At 46.3% G+C, this 16,838-nt stretch carries 16 protein-coding genes; 12 read left to right on the top strand and 4 right to left on the bottom strand.

Features of this window, described 5'->3' with window-relative positions:
* The 3 genes from cbiE to NC994_RS10105 all read right to left on the bottom strand — a co-directional run bounded on the left by cbiE (position 1) and on the right by NC994_RS10105 (position 2,834).
* The gene (gene cbiE / locus NC994_RS10115) at positions 1–1,284 is read right to left on the bottom strand and encodes a precorrin-6y C5,15-methyltransferase (decarboxylating) subunit CbiE (RefSeq protein ID WP_190440264.1); all 1,284 of its coding nucleotides are present in this window, start codon (positions 1,282–1,284) and stop codon (positions 1–3) included.
* A gap of 94 nt (positions 1,285–1,378) precedes the next feature.
* Positions 1,379–1,996 (bottom strand): cobalt-precorrin-8X methylmutase, encoded by a 618-nt coding sequence (locus NC994_RS10110; RefSeq protein ID WP_190426908.1) that lies wholly within the window; start codon positions 1,994–1,996, stop codon positions 1,379–1,381.
* 52 nt (positions 1,997–2,048) lie between these two features.
* Complete coding sequence (locus NC994_RS10105) at positions 2,049–2,834, bottom strand: DUF1868 domain-containing protein (protein ID WP_190440261.1); 786 nt, start codon at positions 2,832–2,834, stop codon at positions 2,049–2,051.
* Between the two features lie 34 nt (positions 2,835–2,868).
* On the opposite strand from NC994_RS10105, the gene holA reads away from it, so the two are divergent.
* The 11 genes from holA to NC994_RS10050 all read left to right on the top strand — a co-directional run bounded on the left by holA (position 2,869) and on the right by NC994_RS10050 (position 14,878).
* On the top strand, positions 2,869–3,888 hold the full coding sequence (gene holA, locus NC994_RS10100; RefSeq protein ID WP_190440258.1) for a DNA polymerase III subunit delta: 1,020 nt from the start codon (positions 2,869–2,871) through the stop codon (positions 3,886–3,888).
* A gap of 339 nt (positions 3,889–4,227) precedes the next feature.
* Positions 4,228–4,707, top strand: a complete 480-nt coding sequence (locus tag NC994_RS10095; RefSeq protein ID WP_190440255.1) for a DUF4168 domain-containing protein — start codon at positions 4,228–4,230, stop codon at positions 4,705–4,707.
* A 98-nt stretch (positions 4,708–4,805) separates the two neighbouring features.
* Complete coding sequence (gene ureE / locus NC994_RS10090; protein WP_190410211.1) at positions 4,806–5,249, top strand: urease accessory protein UreE; 444 nt, start codon at positions 4,806–4,808, stop codon at positions 5,247–5,249.
* Positions 5,250–5,395: 146 nt separating this feature from the next.
* Positions 5,396–6,097, top strand: coding sequence for an urease accessory protein UreF (locus tag NC994_RS10085; protein WP_190440252.1), 702 nt, complete (start codon positions 5,396–5,398; stop codon positions 6,095–6,097).
* Between the two features lie 103 nt (positions 6,098–6,200).
* Positions 6,201–6,818, top strand: coding sequence for an urease accessory protein UreG (ureG, locus tag NC994_RS10080; protein WP_190440250.1), 618 nt, complete (start codon positions 6,201–6,203; stop codon positions 6,816–6,818).
* 141 nt (positions 6,819–6,959) lie between these two features.
* Positions 6,960–8,294 (top strand): urea ABC transporter substrate-binding protein, encoded by a 1,335-nt coding sequence (gene urtA / locus NC994_RS10075; protein WP_190440247.1) that lies wholly within the window; start codon positions 6,960–6,962, stop codon positions 8,292–8,294.
* A 289-nt stretch (positions 8,295–8,583) separates the two neighbouring features.
* Positions 8,584–9,744 (top strand): urea ABC transporter permease subunit UrtB, encoded by a 1,161-nt coding sequence (gene urtB / locus NC994_RS10070; protein ID WP_190440244.1) that lies wholly within the window; start codon positions 8,584–8,586, stop codon positions 9,742–9,744.
* A gap of 63 nt (positions 9,745–9,807) precedes the next feature.
* Complete coding sequence (gene urtC / locus NC994_RS10065) at positions 9,808–10,938, top strand: urea ABC transporter permease subunit UrtC (RefSeq protein ID WP_190440316.1); 1,131 nt, start codon at positions 9,808–9,810, stop codon at positions 10,936–10,938.
* Positions 10,913–11,674 (top strand): urea ABC transporter ATP-binding protein UrtD, encoded by a 762-nt coding sequence (gene urtD / locus NC994_RS10060; RefSeq protein ID WP_190440242.1) that lies wholly within the window; start codon positions 10,913–10,915, stop codon positions 11,672–11,674. Before urtC ends, urtD begins: the two co-directional genes overlap by 26 nt.
* A gap of 203 nt (positions 11,675–11,877) precedes the next feature.
* Positions 11,878–12,579 (top strand): urea ABC transporter ATP-binding subunit UrtE, encoded by a 702-nt coding sequence (gene urtE / locus NC994_RS10055; protein WP_190440313.1) that lies wholly within the window; start codon positions 11,878–11,880, stop codon positions 12,577–12,579.
* 178 nt (positions 12,580–12,757) lie between these two features.
* Entirely contained in the window at positions 12,758–14,878 is a 2,121-nt protein-coding gene (locus tag NC994_RS10050) for an ATP-binding protein (protein ID WP_190440239.1), read from the top strand.
* 123 nt (positions 14,879–15,001) lie between these two features.
* On the opposite strand, the gene NC994_RS10045 is transcribed toward NC994_RS10050, so the two are convergent.
* Positions 15,002–15,823, bottom strand: a complete 822-nt coding sequence (locus NC994_RS10045; RefSeq protein WP_190440236.1) for a hypothetical protein — start codon at positions 15,821–15,823, stop codon at positions 15,002–15,004.
* Between the two features lie 112 nt (positions 15,824–15,935).
* Between NC994_RS10045 and NC994_RS10040 the strand changes: the two genes are divergently transcribed.
* Entirely contained in the window at positions 15,936–16,823 is an 888-nt protein-coding gene (locus NC994_RS10040; RefSeq protein WP_190440233.1) for an urease accessory protein UreD, read from the top strand.
* Positions 16,824–16,838 lie beyond the last annotated feature (15 nt).

Raw genomic sequence — 16,838 nt, 5'->3', positions numbered from 1 at the left:
TTAAAATGAGCGATTTGCTGCCAGAATCGTGACCGGATTCAGCGGGGAAAACCGAGTCAGCGATCCCACGGGCACAGAACGCGATAGCTGTACTTGCAACAAGTGATAATCCCATTGCTGACGCGATAACCAACTCAAAGCCTCATTCAGGTGTTCCAGCGTGGCGAGTGCCAGTACCAAGCGCCCTGAAGCCGTTAAATGCGAATTGCAGGTATCGAGAATTTCAGTTAAATTGCCGCCGCTACCGCCAATAAAGATGCGGTTAGGTGCCGGGAGGCTGTACAAAGCTTCTGGGGCGCTGCCATGAATAGAAATCACATTTTCTACTTGGAAGCGATCGCAGTTCTGCTGAATTAACATCGTGCCAGCAGCCGTTTTCTCAATCGCATACACGCGAGAAGTGGGGAATAAACGGGCAATCTCAATCGAAACTGAGCCAGTACCTGCCCCAATATCCCAAATAATTTGTCCCGGCTGTAGCGCCAGTTCTCCCAGTACAAGAACCCGCACTTCCCGCTTCGTCATCAAGCCAGGGCGATCGCTAAAACTCAAGAAACTCCCATCCGGGACTCCCAGCATCGGCAGGGCATCCAGATTCGGTAGGAATGCGTCCCCACTCTTACTCGCTGAATCAGACGGACGTAGCAAGACAACGACATTCAAAGAAGCAAAATCTTGCTCTTGTAGAGACGCCATTAATTGTCTTCCGACACAGGGAAAAGACCGAACTCGCTCATCGGCACCGCCTAAATTTTCACAAACCCAGAACTGATAAGTGCTGGGTAAATCTAAAGCGAGTAACAGACGAGCGATCGCTTCCGGCGTATTTTGAGTATCGGTTAATACAGCAATCTTCTCAATGCCCTGTTGCAGCGCTTGGGTTAACTCATCCAGCGATCGCCCGTGGGCGCTGATGACACGCGCATCCTGCCAGGGAACCTTAATCCGGTTAAAAGCCAGTTGAACCGAACTCAGATGCGGATGAAACGTTAATTCTGCTGAGGGTAGTTGTGCCACCAACAGCCGTCCTAGTCCAAAAAAGAGGGGATCGCCACTCACCAATACGACAATGCCGCCAGAACCCGCAGACAGGCGATCGCGAATTTCCTCAACTACCTTTGTCAAGTCACCCAGAATCAGACGTTGGGCTGAGGAATTGGGAAAGTAAGAGAGATGGCGATCGCTCCCAATTAACAGCATCGCTTGCTCTACAATCTCCCGCACACTATGACTCAGCCCATCTGCACCATCCAAGCCAATTCCAACAACGTGTACCAGTGTCATGAATAGCGGCTGAATGCACGGGACGACGGGAAGTCGCTGCGATACCGACTCAACGCAAATCGATTTTTCGTGACCCTAAATAGGCAGCGAATCCCTAACATTCCTCTGCCTCCCAAGCCAATAGGAGTAAAGCATTCACAATCGCAGCGGTAATCGGTGAACCGCCCTTGCGCCCCTCAATCCGAATTTGGGGTACGGGCGTCTTTTCTAGTACCGCTTTAGACTCTACGACGGAGATAAATCCAACGGGTGCGCCAATCACTAAAGCCGGTTGAATGGGTGCCGAGGGTAACTCTGCACACAAAGCCAGCAGAGCAGTGGGAGCATTACCAATCGCATAAATTGCCTCTGGAAATTCTTGCCAACATTTTAGTAAGCCGGTTTCCGTGCGCGTCTTGCCAGGGAGAGCAACGCTTGCTTGTTCCACAGCGGCAACCAGGGGATTGTTAAAGGTTTGCGCCACCATTCCCGCCACTCCCTGTTTGACCATGCCAACGTCTGTAACAATCGGCACGCGACGCCGCAAGGCAGCGATCGCGCTTTCAATCGCCCCCTCACTAAATCGAATTAATTGGGCAAATTCAAAATCAGCGGTGCTGTGGATGGCTCGACGTACAATTGCGTACTCGGAGGGGCTAAAGCGGTGTTCGCCAATTTCTCGATCGATGAGAGCAAAACTTTGCTGGAGGATGGGATGAATGGGTAAGCTCATAAATCAGGAGTCAGCTAATAGCGATTTGTAAGCCGCTATTAGCCGATTGTTTTTAAAAAGTTAAAACGGGCCAATCAGGTTCCCGATAATACCGGGTCATATCGTCGAATTTTCGCAATTGCGCTTGGTGTGTCCAAATTTCTGGAGAATTTTCCAACCATTGGTTGTTAATTTGAGAAAGTTTTTCACACAAGCGAGTGCGGTTCAAATCTGGTGAAATATCGCCAAAATAGCCCAGCGTCACATGGGCAGTAAAACGATATTGCTGTTCAATCCCCAACTCTATCAAACTCCGACTTTGATAGATAAACCGGCGAAACTTCAACATTCGCTCGTAAGTGCCTTCGTCCTTGGGGACTAAACAAACCGCGACTGCACGGGGCATTACCATCAACCCCAGCAACTGCCAAAGCATCGGATTGCCGCCAGTGAGAGATGGCTGGGACTGCTCGAAAATTTGAGCAATGCGATCGCGCAGTTGTTCTTCAAACTCCGGATTCTCACTCGTGGTGTGCCGATAAGCACTGTCCCAAATCAAATCTGCTAAGGTCACATGAAAACTCTCAGCAGGGACTGGCACAATAAAACCAGGATCTAGCTGCTGTAGGAGTTGCTCTTGGCACGCTTTCAAGCTTTCGTAAAACGTCGCATTCTCGGATTCTTCTCCCGCAGGTGGCGTGATCGCCGAATAGCCAGGGAAAGGCACGGCTTGTCTTGTCCCTGACGGGGAGGGCTTAAACTTCGGAGACTCCTGTATATGCTGTACTTGGGACTCGTAGGTTGCAGGTAGTGTTAGCCGTGCTACCCGATTTAAATAAGTGTGATAAGTCTCGTCCAATCTTAATAGCCTCGTACTTTTCAGAGATGCTTTAATGCCAATTTACCTCTACTGGGGTGAGGATGATTTTGCCCTGGAAAAAGCTGTTGACTCCCTGCGCGATCGCATTCTCGACCCCCAATGGGCTAACTTTAACTATGACAAAATTTCTCAAGCGCTACCCGATGCGGTCATCACTGCTTTAAACCAAGCAATGACACCACCCTTTGGCAGCGCCTACCGTTTGGTATGGTTGGTTGATACTACTATATGCCTGCACTGTTCGGAAGATCTGCTGGCTGAACTGGAGCGTACGATACCGGCGATTCCTGAGTCTTCAGTATTTTTGCTGACGACTCGCTCTAAACCCGATGGGCGTCTCCGGTCTACAAAGCTGCTGCAAAACCATGCTGATATTCGAGAATTTTCGCTCATCCCGCCCTGGAAAACTGAAGAACTGCTAAAAAAGGTGCGTCAGGTTGCCCAGCAAGTCGGTGTAAAACTAACCCCCGCAGCTGCCGAACTGTTAGCCCAATCTGTGGGAAATGATACCAGACAACTTTGGAACGAACTGGAAAAGTTGCAGGTTTACGCCGGTATCCCGAAGCCTCTTCCCACCGCTTCTGACCAAGCAGGCGTATCCCAAGACGCGATCGCCCTTGAAGTCGTTGCTGCCCTAGTAACCTCTAACACCCAAAACAGCTTGCAGCTCGCATCGGCAATCGCCAAGGGGAATACCGCCCACGCCTGTTCGCTGGTTGCCGACTTAATCGGTCATAACGAACCCGCTTTGCGGATTGTCGCCACCCTCATCGGTCAATTTCGTACCTGGTTGTGGGTGAAACTGATGGTAGAGAGCGGTGAGCGAGATGAACGGGCGATCGCCACTGCGGCAGAAATCGGCAACCCCAAACGAATTTACTTTCTGCGCCAAGAAGTCAAAGACTTCTCTGTGCGTCAACTCACCTTAACCTTACCCTTACTCCTGGAATTGGAAGTCGCCCTCAAGCGAGGAGCTGACCCCATTTCAACGTTACAAATGAAAGTTATCGAACTGTGTCAATTGTATCAATGAAGGCATAAACACGTAGGAAGACTTCTTTCCTCCCTGCCTTTACACCTAGAGGTAGGGAGGAAAGCGCTACCTATACCACCCAATCGTTACAGCTTTGGTAACACCCCGCTTTTTATGCGAAAGTGTGGTAAAATCCTCACACTCATAATATCCGTAGTTACTTGTAGATTACTACTCGATCCTTACTCCGTAGGGAGAAGGCTTCTGTTTTCTGAGGTACCAACACGAGATGTAAATCTACGAATGCCCATCTCTAGCTGGAACTTCTCACCCTTAAAACAGTTCAGAAAAAGTAATCCGTGTGTGTTTTGATTTTCTATTTGTTGGTCGCACTAGATCATGATGACTTTATACAGTTCACGTCGCTCTCTGAATCGAGTCTTATCTCAATGCCTGAGTGTTGGTACTCTCACTGCTCTAAGTCTGTTGTTAGGTTTTGCACCCGGTCTATCCGAGCGCTCTCATAGCATTGACTTTAGTTCTCAGGCATACGCTCAATCACCCTTCAGCTCTAAGGACTTAAGCAACTTCGCCAGGGCTGTTTTGGCAATGGAACCGGGTCGCCAAGCTGCCTATAACGAGATCAAAAGAATCGTGGGCAGTCCTCCAAATATTGCTTGCAGCCAGCCGAATAGCCTGCGATCGCTTCCAGGAAATGCACAGGCCATTGCCATCAATTACTGCAAACAGTCTCAAAAGATTGTTGAGAGCAACGGTTTGTCCATTGGATTATTTAATCAAATTACGGTGGAGGCGCAAAAAAATTCGGAGGTAGCAGCACAGATAAAAAATGAAATGATCCGTCTGCAAGCTCAGTAAAAAATAAACTTTTGCTGACCCTGCTTGACTCGGATATTGATGTCATCTGTGCTGATGTTAGTAGCATCACCATAACTTGCTGACTAAAGATTCCAGTGATGCTAACGATAACGCAACGCTTTCCCGCCAATTTGGATGCATCGGTCAACTTTACTCTTTTTCTGACTGCCGAGGAGCGCACGCGCAGCCGCTATCGCTTTGAAACTGCTGAGGGGCAAGCTTTGTATCTGCGCTTACCCAGAGGAACCGTGTTGCGCGATCGCGATCTCCTTCAATCTGAAATCGGTGATATCGTCGTGAGAATCGTGGCTAAACCGGAACCCGTTCTCACTGCGACTGCCCAGAAACCCCTCGATTTGCTGCGGGCGGCTTATCATCTAGGCAATCGCCATGTACCGATAGAAATTGCTGCCACTCATTTGCGGTTGTCTCCCGACCCCGTTTTAAAGTCAATGCTAGAACATCTGGGGATGGAGGTACGAGAGGAAATCTCGCCTTTTTATCCAGAAATGGGTGCCTATGGACACCATCATCACGCTTAGTTAATTGGGTAATCGGTAATGGGGGAGTTTTGAGTTTTGAGTTTTGATTTCTAGAAACGCGATAATCGCGTCTGAGTTTTAACGAGAACCGATACAAAACTCTAGGCTTCATCCTAAAACTCTTCCCCACTCCCTACGTACCAACAATGACCAACGAGCAATTACCGATTCCCCATTCTCCAGTTAACCTGCTGTGTCTTATGCAACTGGTGAGTCCCGCGTTGCCGGTAGGTGCTTATAGCTATTCCGAAGGGCTGGAAACCCTCGTCGATGCTGGTGTAATTGAGAACCTGCAACATCTGGGACACTGGCTCAAACAGGAACTGGGTTATGGGGCAATTCGGTTGGAAGCAGCGGTGATGATTCGGGGATATCGGGGGGCAATTGCCGGGGATTTAGAGGCTTTAAATTACTGGAATGTCTGGTTATCTGCTGCTAAGGAAACACAGGAGTTGCAAGCACAAAGTTGGCAGATGGGGCGATCGCTAATTCGATTGCTTTTGGAATTACAGCCGCAGGTTCGGTCAATGGTGGATGCAATTGGGAGTCCTTGTAATTATGCGATCGCTTTCGGCATTGCCGCCGCCCATTGGCAAATCGACGCTGCATCTACCCTCTTGGGCTACTTACACAGCTGGGCAACCAATTTGATCGCTGCCGGAGTCAAATTGATTCCCCTCGGACAAACGGCTGGGCAACAGCTACTCCTAGAACTACAACCCATCTTGATTCAGGCTGCCAAGGAAATTTTAGGGTTAGAAGATGACGCCCTGAGTAGTTGCGGCTGGGGATTAGCATTGGCGAGTATCGCTCACGAAACACAGTACACGCGCTTATTTCGGAGTTAAAAGAAATCGGCACAAAAACATATCGCTGGTAAAACCTGGGAATAGATTATCGTTAATTGCCTTGCTACGATGAGCAATTAGCCATTCGCTTTCAGAAAATTTTATGAATGCTTTTCGGGTTGGAGTTGCTGGCCCAGTGGGTTCGGGAAAAACTGCCTTGGTTGAAGCCTTATGTAAGGCGATGCGGCAAAAATATCAAATTGCTGTGGTCACGAATGATATTTATACCCAGGAAGATGCCCAGTTTTTAGTGCGGAGTCACGCCTTGGAAAGCGATCGCATCCTGGGTGTCGAAACTGGCGGCTGTCCCCATACCGCCATCCGTGAAGACGCTTCCATGAACATCGCCGCCATTGAACAAATGGAACAGCGATTTCCCGATTTAGACTTAGTGTTTTTAGAAAGTGGCGGCGATAACTTAGCGGCTACCTTCAGCCCAGAACTGGTAGACTTGACAATTTACGTCATTGATGTTGCAGCCGGTGACAAAATTCCGCGCAAAGGTGGTCCCGGAATTACTAAATCCGATCTTTTAGCAATCAACAAAATTGATCTTGCTCCTCAAGTCGGAGCAGATTTAGGGGTTATGGAACGCGATGCGCGGAGCATGCGTGGAGAAAAACCCTTTATCTTTACGAATTTGAAGACTCAGCAAGGATTAACCGCTGTGGTGGACTTTATCCGCCTAAATCTGGGCGAAATTTCAAAAACAGCAAGCTGAGCTTTCCTAGATAAAGATACAAAAATTCGATTCTTTGTATCTTTGATAACAATTTTTTCCCAGAACATCGCTCTAATATCACTGCTTAACTGTGTATGTTCTCTACCATTAGGCTGATTCAGCCAGGAGTACGGTGACGGTATGGCAAGGCGATTAGGGCGACGTAAATTTCTTCTATACGGTTCTGCTACTCTGGGAACCAGTATTCTTCTCAAAGCTTGTAGCAGCACTCCCACTTCTACCTCTGAGACTGCCAGCCCAACAGCGGCGTCTCCCTCTCCCAGCGCAACAACCGTTGCGGCTGCCGGTGCAGGAAACACCATCAAAGTCGGGATTCTGCACTCTCGCAGCGGCACGATGGCGATTAGCGAAAACAGCGTTGTAGATGCTGAACTGTTGGCAATTGAGGAGATTAATAAAGCCGGTGGCGTCCTCGGCAAGCAAATTCAAGCAATTGAGGAAGATGGTCAATCCGACTGGCCTACTTTTGCAGAGAAAGCGAGAAAGCTAATCGATCAGGATAAAGTTGTCACCGTTTTCGGCTGCTGGACTTCCGCCAGCCGCAAAGCAGTGCTGCCAGTATTTGAAGAAAAAGGTCATATGCTCTGGTATCCCGTGCAATACGAGGGTCAAGAGTGTTCCAAAAATATTTTCTATACGGGTGCTGCCCCCAACCAACAAATCGAGCCAGCAGTCGATTGGCTGTTGCAGAATAAAGGTAAAAAATTCTTCCTAGTTGGCTCAGATTACGTTTTTCCGCGTACCGCGAATACGATTATTAAAGAGCAGTTAAAGGCAAAAGGCGGCGAAACCGTCGGGGAAGATTACTTACCCCTAGGCAATACAGAAGTTACGCCCATCATCACTAAAATTAAAGCGGCTCTGCCTGATGGAGGCGTCATTTTTAATACCCTGAATGGGGATAGTAATGTGGCTTTCTTCAAGCAGATGCAAGGTGCAGGGTTGGGACCAGATAAATATCCCGTAATGTCTGTCAGTATTGCCGAAGAAGAAGTCAAAGCAATTGGCACAGAATATCTCAAAGGTCAATATGCCGCATGGAATTACTTCCAAACGGTGGATACTCCAACAAATAAAAAATTTGTCGAAGCTTTTAAGGCAAAATACGGTCAAGATCGGGTAACAAACGACCCGATGGAAGCAGCTTACATTGCCGTTTATCTTTGGAAACAAGCTGTCGAGAAAGCAAAAACCGCTGACGATTTAGAGGCAGTCCGAAAGGCTGCGGTTGGTCAGAAGTTTGAGGCTCCAGAAGGCACTGTAACGATGGAAAGTAACCATCACATTTCTAAGTTTGTACGGCTAGGTGAAGTCGCAGATGATGGTCTCTTTAAGATTGTCTATGAGACGAAATCAGCAGTGAAGCCAGTTCCTTGGAACCAATTCGTTGCTGCAACTAAGGGTTTGGGATGCGACTGGTCAGATTCCAAAAAAGGTGGTCAGTACAAAATTTAAGCGGTTAAAAATTAGTCCTTAGTTATTAGTCGTCAATCTTGAGAAGATTGGTTGGGTTTCGTTACCTGATGGTGTTGGCTAATTAAGAACCTAACCCCCATCCCCCTTCCCTATGAGGGAAGGGGGAGTCTGGAAGCCTCTACCCTTGTAGGGAAGGGTTTGGGGAGAGGTCAAAAATTAATGCCAACAGCATCCGTTACCTCAACCCAACCTAGGGGATTTGAAAGCTAATAACTAATGACTCACGATCCATGACTAATGACCCATGATTAATGGCTGAGGAAGCGGTGTGATAGCAGGATTGCTGGATGGGATTTTTAATGGAATTAGCATCGGCGCGGTTTTGTTAATTTCAGCGCTGGGACTAGCCATTGTCTTTGGACTCATGGGTGTCATTAACTTAGCTCACGGTGAGTTGATGATGCTAGGAGCCTACACAACGTTTGTTGTACAAAATGGCTTCAAAATATTGGGTAAGCCTTGGTCTGAAACCTATATTGTTTTTGCGCTAATTTTGGCTTTCCTGGTGACAGCAGGTGTGGGATTAGTTCTGGAACGGGGAGTGATTCGTTATCTTTACGGACGCCCGCTAGAAACACTGCTCGCAACTTGGGGCGTTAGTCTGATTTTGCAGCAATTCGCTCGCAGTGTTAGCTGGGTGTTAGTCATTGGCATTGGGATATTTTGCCTTTTGTTTTTTGGCGCTTTTTGGATTCTGTCCCGCCGCTCAGATTTTGAGCGTATTCGTAACTGGGTAATTGCAATCATGTTGCCGATATCTCTAGGCGTTGCAAGTGCCACAAGTGCAGTTTTGGGACAAACTTATAAACTGGCTGTCACCAAGCCTTGGTTTGGCGCTCAAAATGTAGACGTGACGGCACCCAACTGGTTACGAGGAGGATTGCGGCTGGGTACGTTGCAGATGCCCTATACGCGGCTATTTATTATTGCGCTAACCATTGTTTGTGTTGCTGGAATTTATGTATTTTTGCAACGGTCTTCATGGGGCTTAAGAATTCGCTCGGTCATGCAGAATCGTAGTATGAGTGCTTGTTTAGGAATTCCTACTGCCAAAGTTGATGCCATTACATTTGCTTTGGGTTCTGGATTGGCTGGAATTGCCGGTTGTGCGATTAGTTTGCTGGGTTCTGTGGGACCCAATACAGGCCAGAACTACATCGTTGATACATTTATGGTGGTTGTTGTCGGTGGCGTCGGTAAGCTGGTGGGCAGTATTGTGGCAGCGATGGGAATTGGCACGATTAACTACTTAATCAGTTCTAAAGTCTTGGTTCCGATGGTGGCACCAATAAAGCCTTTAGTGGATTTCTTTGAGTTTTTCGGCACAACCAGTATGGCGAAGGTGATGGTATTCGCCTTAATTATTGCGTTCCTTCAGGTGCGTCCAGGAGGGATTTTTCCACAGAAGGGACGTAGCGTTGATGCTTAAACAAAGACAATCGAGTAGAGGCTCAAGGCGATGATTTTGGATGCGGTTCTTGAAGTTAAGGGCATGAAGCAGCAACGCAGACGAGCGGTGCTGATGGAAGTGGGGATAACGATTGCGATCGCTTTGCTGCTCATTTTCGTAATGCCAGCAGTTCTCACAGGCTTTCGTCTCAACTTGCTAGCGCGATTCTTGGCATTAGCGATCGCTGCCCTCGGCATTGATTTAATTTGGGGCTATACGGGTATGCTCAGTTTGGGGCATGGTGTATTTTTTGCGCTCGGTGGCTATGCCTTGGCAATGCACTTGCAATTAGCTCCTCTCAAGAACGGTTTACCAGAATTTATGAGCCTCTTCGGCATCACAGAATTGCCTTGGTTCTGGCAGCCGTTTTATTCATTTGGATTTGCCGCCGCAGCCGTTGTGATAATTCCGGCTGTATTAGCCGCAATATTGGGTTATTTAGTATTTCGCAACCGGATTCGGGGCGTTTACTTCTCAATTTTGACCCAAGCAGCGACGATTGTATTTTTTAATTTCTTCAACGGGCAGCAGGGATTTTTTAACGGTACCAATGGTTTAACCAATTTCAAAACATTATTAGGGGCAACAGTCAGTAATAGTCAGACACAATTTGTTTTCTACGCCCTAACAGTCTTATTTTTGGCAGGTGCTTATGCTTTGTGCCGGTGGCTGACTAGCGATCGCTTTGGACGAGTTCTGGTTGCGATTCGGGATGATGAGAGCCGGATGCGCTTTTCTGGCTATAATCCCACTGGATTTAAAGTTGTGGTGTTTGCGATTTCCGCTGCTTTGGCTGGCATTGGGGGTGCTTTATTCACCCTTCAATCGGGTTTGATTTCACCAAAAGCAATGGATATTGCTTTTTCTATTGAAATGGTAATTTGGGTAGCAGTGGGAGGTCGTGCCAGCTTAATCGGAGCCATATTTGGAGCGCTATTAGTCAACTTTGCCAAAAGTCTTTTGAGCGAACAATTTCCGGGCATTTGGGTATTTTTCCAGGGAGCATTATTCCTAATTGTGGTAACAGTTCTTCCCGATGGTGTAGTCGGCTGGCTGCGCTATCAGGGTTTCCAGCACCTGCTGACACTTCTAGGACGGAAGCAGGTAGCAACCTATCCCAGCCTTGAAGAAGACCCAGAGGTACAGCATGAACGCGAAAATATTAGAAACTGAAAATTTAACGGTTAATTTTGATGGTTTTAAAGCACTGAACCATCTGAATTTCAGCATGGATGTCGGAGAATTACGGGTCGTAATTGGTCCAAACGGTGCCGGGAAAACAACCTTTTTGGATGTCATTACTGGCAAAGTACAACCAACTGAGGGACGGGTATTATTTAAGGGGAGAAACGTGAAAGCACTCTCCGAACATCAAATCGCCCGATTGGGAATTGGGCGAAAGTTCCAAACCCCCCGCATTTACCTCAACCTGACGCCCCGCGAAAACCTAGAACTTAGCTGCAATCGTAATAAAAATGTCTTAGCAACACTGTTTGGGCGTCCTGCTACTGGCGAACGTAGTAAAGTAATGAGTTTGCTAGAAACGATTGGTTTAAGTGCAAAAGCAGATATCCGCGCTGGTTTACTTTCTCACGGGGAGAAACAACGCTTAGAAATTGGAATGTTAGTTGCTCAGTCGCCCGATTTATTGTTGGTTGATGAACCCGTTGCGGGGCTAACTGATGAAGAAACTGACAATATTGGAGAACTCCTAATCGCGTTAGCGCACAGTCATTCTATTTTGGTGATTGAGCATGACATGGAATTTGTGCGCCAAATTGCTCGTAAAGTAACGGTGTTACATGAGGGTTCAGTTCTGTGTGAAGGCACAATTGAGGAAGTGCAGAGCAATCCTCGTGTCATCGAAGTTTATTTGGGGCAGCCAATAGAAAGTAATTCTTTAGGGTAGCTTTAAATCAACCAAGCTTTAAAATAATCGCATCCTTTAATTATCCAATAGCCTTAATAGCATTGCTTTCTTGGAACTTCACCCAGAAAATTAAGCTGTTGACAGAGAAAAAATTACAAAAATACGGTTAGTTTGACAGAAGCATAATGACTCAAGTAAATGATGCGATCGCTCATCCGAGCAGCCAATCCCCAACCCAACTGATGCTGCAAGTCTCCGGATTGAATGTCTACTACGGTGAAAGTCACATTCTCCGCAATGTTGATCTGAGCGTACCAACTGGACAAATGGTGTGCTTGATTGGGCGCAATGGCGTCGGCAAAACTACTCTACTCAAGACAATTATGGGGTTACTGAAACCTCATAACGGCATGATTACATTTGCTGGGGAACCGATAACTAACAAAACGCCAGATAAACGGGCACGAATAGGGATTGGCTACGTTCCTCAAGGACGGGAAATTATCTCGCGATTGACAGTGAAAGAAAATTTGTTGCTGGGTTTGGAGGCGCGACGTGAGGGCAGAAGTGGTAAGGAAGAAATCCCAGAAGAAATATTTTCCCTCTTTCCTGTTTTAAAAACAATGCTGTCTCGGATGGGCGGCGATTTAAGCGGAGGACAACAACAGCAACTCGCGATCGCTCGCGCTTTGATGGGGAAGCCGCAGTTACTTGTACTGGATGAACCCACAGAAGGCATTCAACCCTCGATTATTTTAGAAATAGAAGCAGCAGTGCGCCGCATTATTGAATCTACCGGCATTTCTGTTTTATTGGTCGAGCAACACTTGCATTTTGTCCGACAAGCAGATCGGTACTACGCGATGCAAAAAGGCGGTATCGTCGCGTCTGGCTCGACTAGCGAACTCAGTCAGGATGTAATTCAACGGTTTCTGGCTGTCTGATGCAGATCGCTAACAATCTTTGCGAGGAACCCGTAGAACTTACAGTTCTCAAGATAGGCGCTTTTACGCCTCCGAAAATAGAGCGGTCAGTTTACTCTCACAGCCGCTAAACTGTGGAGAGCCTTGTGACAGATTATCTGTCTGGAGGACGAAACACCGCATCTATATTAACTCAGAGATGTTCAAGCGGCTGCAACAGCTTCAACCCAAGCTGCTAATTTTTACCTTTGGGGCATCTTTGCTACCCGTGATGTTCCTGAGTGCTGTAGCGTGGCGGTTTGTGCAGCAGCCGCTCATCGACTTAGAAAAGACTCGGCTCGACGATCAAGTTTTAGCCTTTCGGGGATACACTGCGGCTACTGAGAAAGGATTGCAAAATTTATCCTCTAGCTATGCAATCTGGACAGATTTATACAACGCAATTGGGAAGCGAGATGAGGCTTGGATAAAAAAGGAAGTCTCCGAGCAACTTGTTCTTTCTACCGATGTCGATCATGTGAAAGTGGTGGATCGTAGGGGAGAGATTTTGGGAGAGCGGGGTGACGCTTTGCGAATTCCGAATGTAGCTGAGCGGATAACAGATGCGATCGCTACCAACAAGCCAACGACGATGTTGATTGATAGCGGCTTGCCTCAGATATTGCTCTTTTCAACAGCGCCTGTTTACAACAGCGATGGTACGGGGAAGTCACCCGGAACTTTGATTTTAGGGCAAAATTTAGATGAAACTTGGTTGCGTAACTTTCTTAATTTCTCTCAACCTACCACTAAACTGCAAGTTATTTCTCTAGATGGCAAATCAATCATTTCTATCAATGCCAAATCCAGCATTGAGCCTTGGGAACAAGTAAATTTAAAGTCGCAGGTGTTACGCAGGATTCAAAAAGGTAAAACAGTTTATCGGATCGAACCAAAATCTGGTTTGAATACGATATATGCTCCGATTACTTCCCGCAATCAGCCTATTGCCATTGCCAAAATTCAAATTGTCTCAAAGTATTTTAATCAAGCTTCCATCAACCTAAACCGTGTGATTTGGCTAGGACTGGGATTGGCTACCTTGTTATCGATTGCGATCGCACATTTGCTAGCCAAACAAATCGGCAACCCGATTATCCAGCTCTCCGAACGCAGTAAAACCTTAGCCGCAGGCGATTTGACTACCCCCATTCCCGGTATCGGCGCGGGTGGTGAAATCGGTCAACTTGCTCATGCTTATCAAGAAATGGCTCAGGCGCTAAAAGCCCTCATCGGAAACCTAGAGCAACGAGTTGCAAGGCGTACTGAGGAACTAGAACAGGCGCGTCAGACTCTTGAAGAACGGGTGCAACAGCGTACTGAAGAGCTTTCGCAAAAAAACCAGCAATTACAGCAAGCCCACGACCAACTACAGCAACTGAATACTGAACTAACTACCAACGCTCAACAGCTCAGTCAAGCATTACGCAATTTGGGAAGGGCGCAGGCGCAACTCATTCAAACTGAAAAAATGTCTAGTTTGGGTCAACTTGTTGCTGGCATTGCCCACGAAATTAACAATCCGATTAATTTTATTTATGGTAATCTTCCCCATATCAGTGACTACACAAAAAATCTACTGAACCTCGTACAACGCTATCAAAAAAGTTATCCTGATGCTGAAATACAGCAATATATTGAGGACATCGATCTCGATTTTTTGACGGGCGATCTGCCTAAAATTATTACTTCAATGAGGGCTGGCAGCGATCGCATTCGTCAAATTATTCTATTACTGCGAAACTTTTCCCGACTCGATGAAGCTGAAAGGAAGCGCGTCAACATTCATGAAGGAATTGATAGCAGTTTGCTAATTGTGCAGCATCGCTTGCAATCAGGCGGAGACTGGAAGGCGGAGGGAAATCCAGAGATTCAGGTAGTTAAGCAGTACGGCGTTCTGCCACCCGTTGAATGCTATCCGGCGCAGCTTAACCAGGTATTTATGAATATTTTCAGCAATGCAATTGATGCTCTGGAAACTTTCAAAGAGCAACCCGAAAAACGGATTTACATTAAAACTGAATTTAGTGCAGCTAAGCAAATAATTATCAAAATTAAAGATAACGGTTCCGGGATTGCAACAGCGATTAAATCAAAAATATTTGACCCTTTTTTTACAACCAAGCCTGTCGGAAAAGGCATAGGTTTAGGACTAACTGTATGTTATCAAATATTAGAACATCATCAAGGACGTATTGCTATTATCTCCGAACCGGGGCAGGGAACAGAAGTTATCATTGAATTACCCATTAAGTTAAACAATCCAATTGGTAATCCCTAAAAGGTTCTGATTGCCTTTTTCTTAGCAATCAACAAGCTAGTAAGTTTTAATTTATCGGATTTTTTGCACTTGATAAGCAATACTTACCAATTAGGAAATTACTATTTTATTGGCTATTTAAAATTAATTTTTATTTCTAGGATCTCCAAAGAGATAGTAACCAGTAACTTTTTTAAAAGCCTCGGAAGTTTTATCACCAAGGCAACCATCTACACTTAAATAAATTCCTGAAAATTGATTTAAAAACTGTTGCAGTTCTTTGCCGTTATCAATCTTAGAATCTGGTGAATAATATACCAAAGGTTGCTTTTCGCCAGGTTGGATATCTACATCTTTTTCTCCAACCTCACTGGTTTCTGGATTATCCCAAGTAATTGTTCCTCGATCGATCATTCGGCGCAGAAGTACGGCGGCACCGTATTGCTGCGATACGGCTGTATTTGACCAGGTGCCATCGTCAACGTATTTTCCTTTAGTATAGTGGTTTGAAGCACTCCACAAATAAGGTGAAAGAACATCAGAATGGTAGAGGCGATAACCCCAACCGTTGTAGCCTTCTAACTTAAAAAGAATGTTTGGAAGGCTCCAATCTTTCCATTGGTCAAATTTATCAAAAGTTAAAGCATCAATGGCACTTTCTTCCCATGTAAAGGGAGGATTGCCATTAGAGGGGCGATTTTTTGGTTCGTGTACGGTTCTTTTTGTCAGCGGATCTCCATTATGCAGGTGAGTATTGAAATTTAAGGAAGATTCCATGTTGTGAATAATGGCTATCACATACCAGGGAATCGCCAGTCTTTTCCCTACCGCATCATATCTAGCCCGATTTGTATCAATGGTATCTAAAATATTATCTACTTGCTCAATTTTATTTTTAGTGATTTTGCAGCTATCAAAGAGTTGCTGGTATTCGTTTTTTAAGCTTTCAAAGCTGATAGCCGCCATAAGAATCTCCAGTATAAAGACTTAAGAATATTCGGTTGAATCGAGTTTAATGGTATTTTTGTTTAAGATGATTTTCCGGAGTAAAAAATTAACAATTTATACACCAAATTTAATGAAAGACCTCGATCCGGCAGTAGCAAATCCCTCATCCTCTGGATGGCACGGCATTCTTAACTTGGAGTTTTCTAAAACCCAAAGCAAAACCCAGGTGATTAGCGATCGCGTAAAAGCACCGCTGAAGGTACAGCGCCCATTTTATCCAGAAGGGTCGGAGATTTGTCATAGTGTAATTTTGCATACAGCGGGGGGTGTTGTGGGGGGCGATCGCTTATCGCTTAATTTCCACCTCCAACCCAACGCCCAAGCCTTAATCACTACCGCTGCCGCCGGTAAGGTTTATCGCAGCAATGGATTGCCAGCGAGTCAAACGATTGAAATCGAGGTGAACGCGGGTGCTACTTTGGAGTGGCTACCGCAGGAAACAATTATTTTTGACGGTGCGATGTATCGACAAGACTTGCGGGTAGAATTAGCTCCAGAAGCAAGTTGGCTGGGTTGGGAAATTACACGCTTTGGACGCAGTGCCAGAGGGGAGAGATTCTTACACGGAGAGTGGCGATCGCATACTGAAATCTGGCAGCAAGGACGCCCTCTGTGGATTGACAGGCAATGGTTACCCGGCGGGACAGAAATCCTCGACAGTCCTCACGGTTTAGCTGGGCAATCCGTTGTAGCGAGTTTAGTCTGGATTGGGCAAGCGGTGTCACCAGAGATTGTAGAAAAAGCACGAAATCTAGGGAATCATTCACCCTTTTTTAAGAAAGGGACAGGGGAAAATCTTCACCAAGCAGGCATTACTCGTCTTCCTGCTGGGCTATTGTGTCGCTATCGCGGTTCTTCTACTTCCCAGGTGCGAAACTGGTTTATAGATATTTGGAATTTGCTGCGATTGCACTTTTTAGAACGCCCTGCTTGTCCACCGAGAGTTTGGCAAATTTGAGCGAATCGTAGTAGA

It is taken from the genome of Trichocoleus sp. AS-A1 (genome assembly GCF_039962015.1).
In the GTDB taxonomy this organism is placed as follows: Bacteria; Cyanobacteriota; Cyanobacteriia; order Cyanobacteriales; family FACHB-T130; genus FACHB-T130.
Note: the sequence above shows the minus strand (reverse complement) of the source record. Positions and strands in the feature narration are given on the sequence as shown.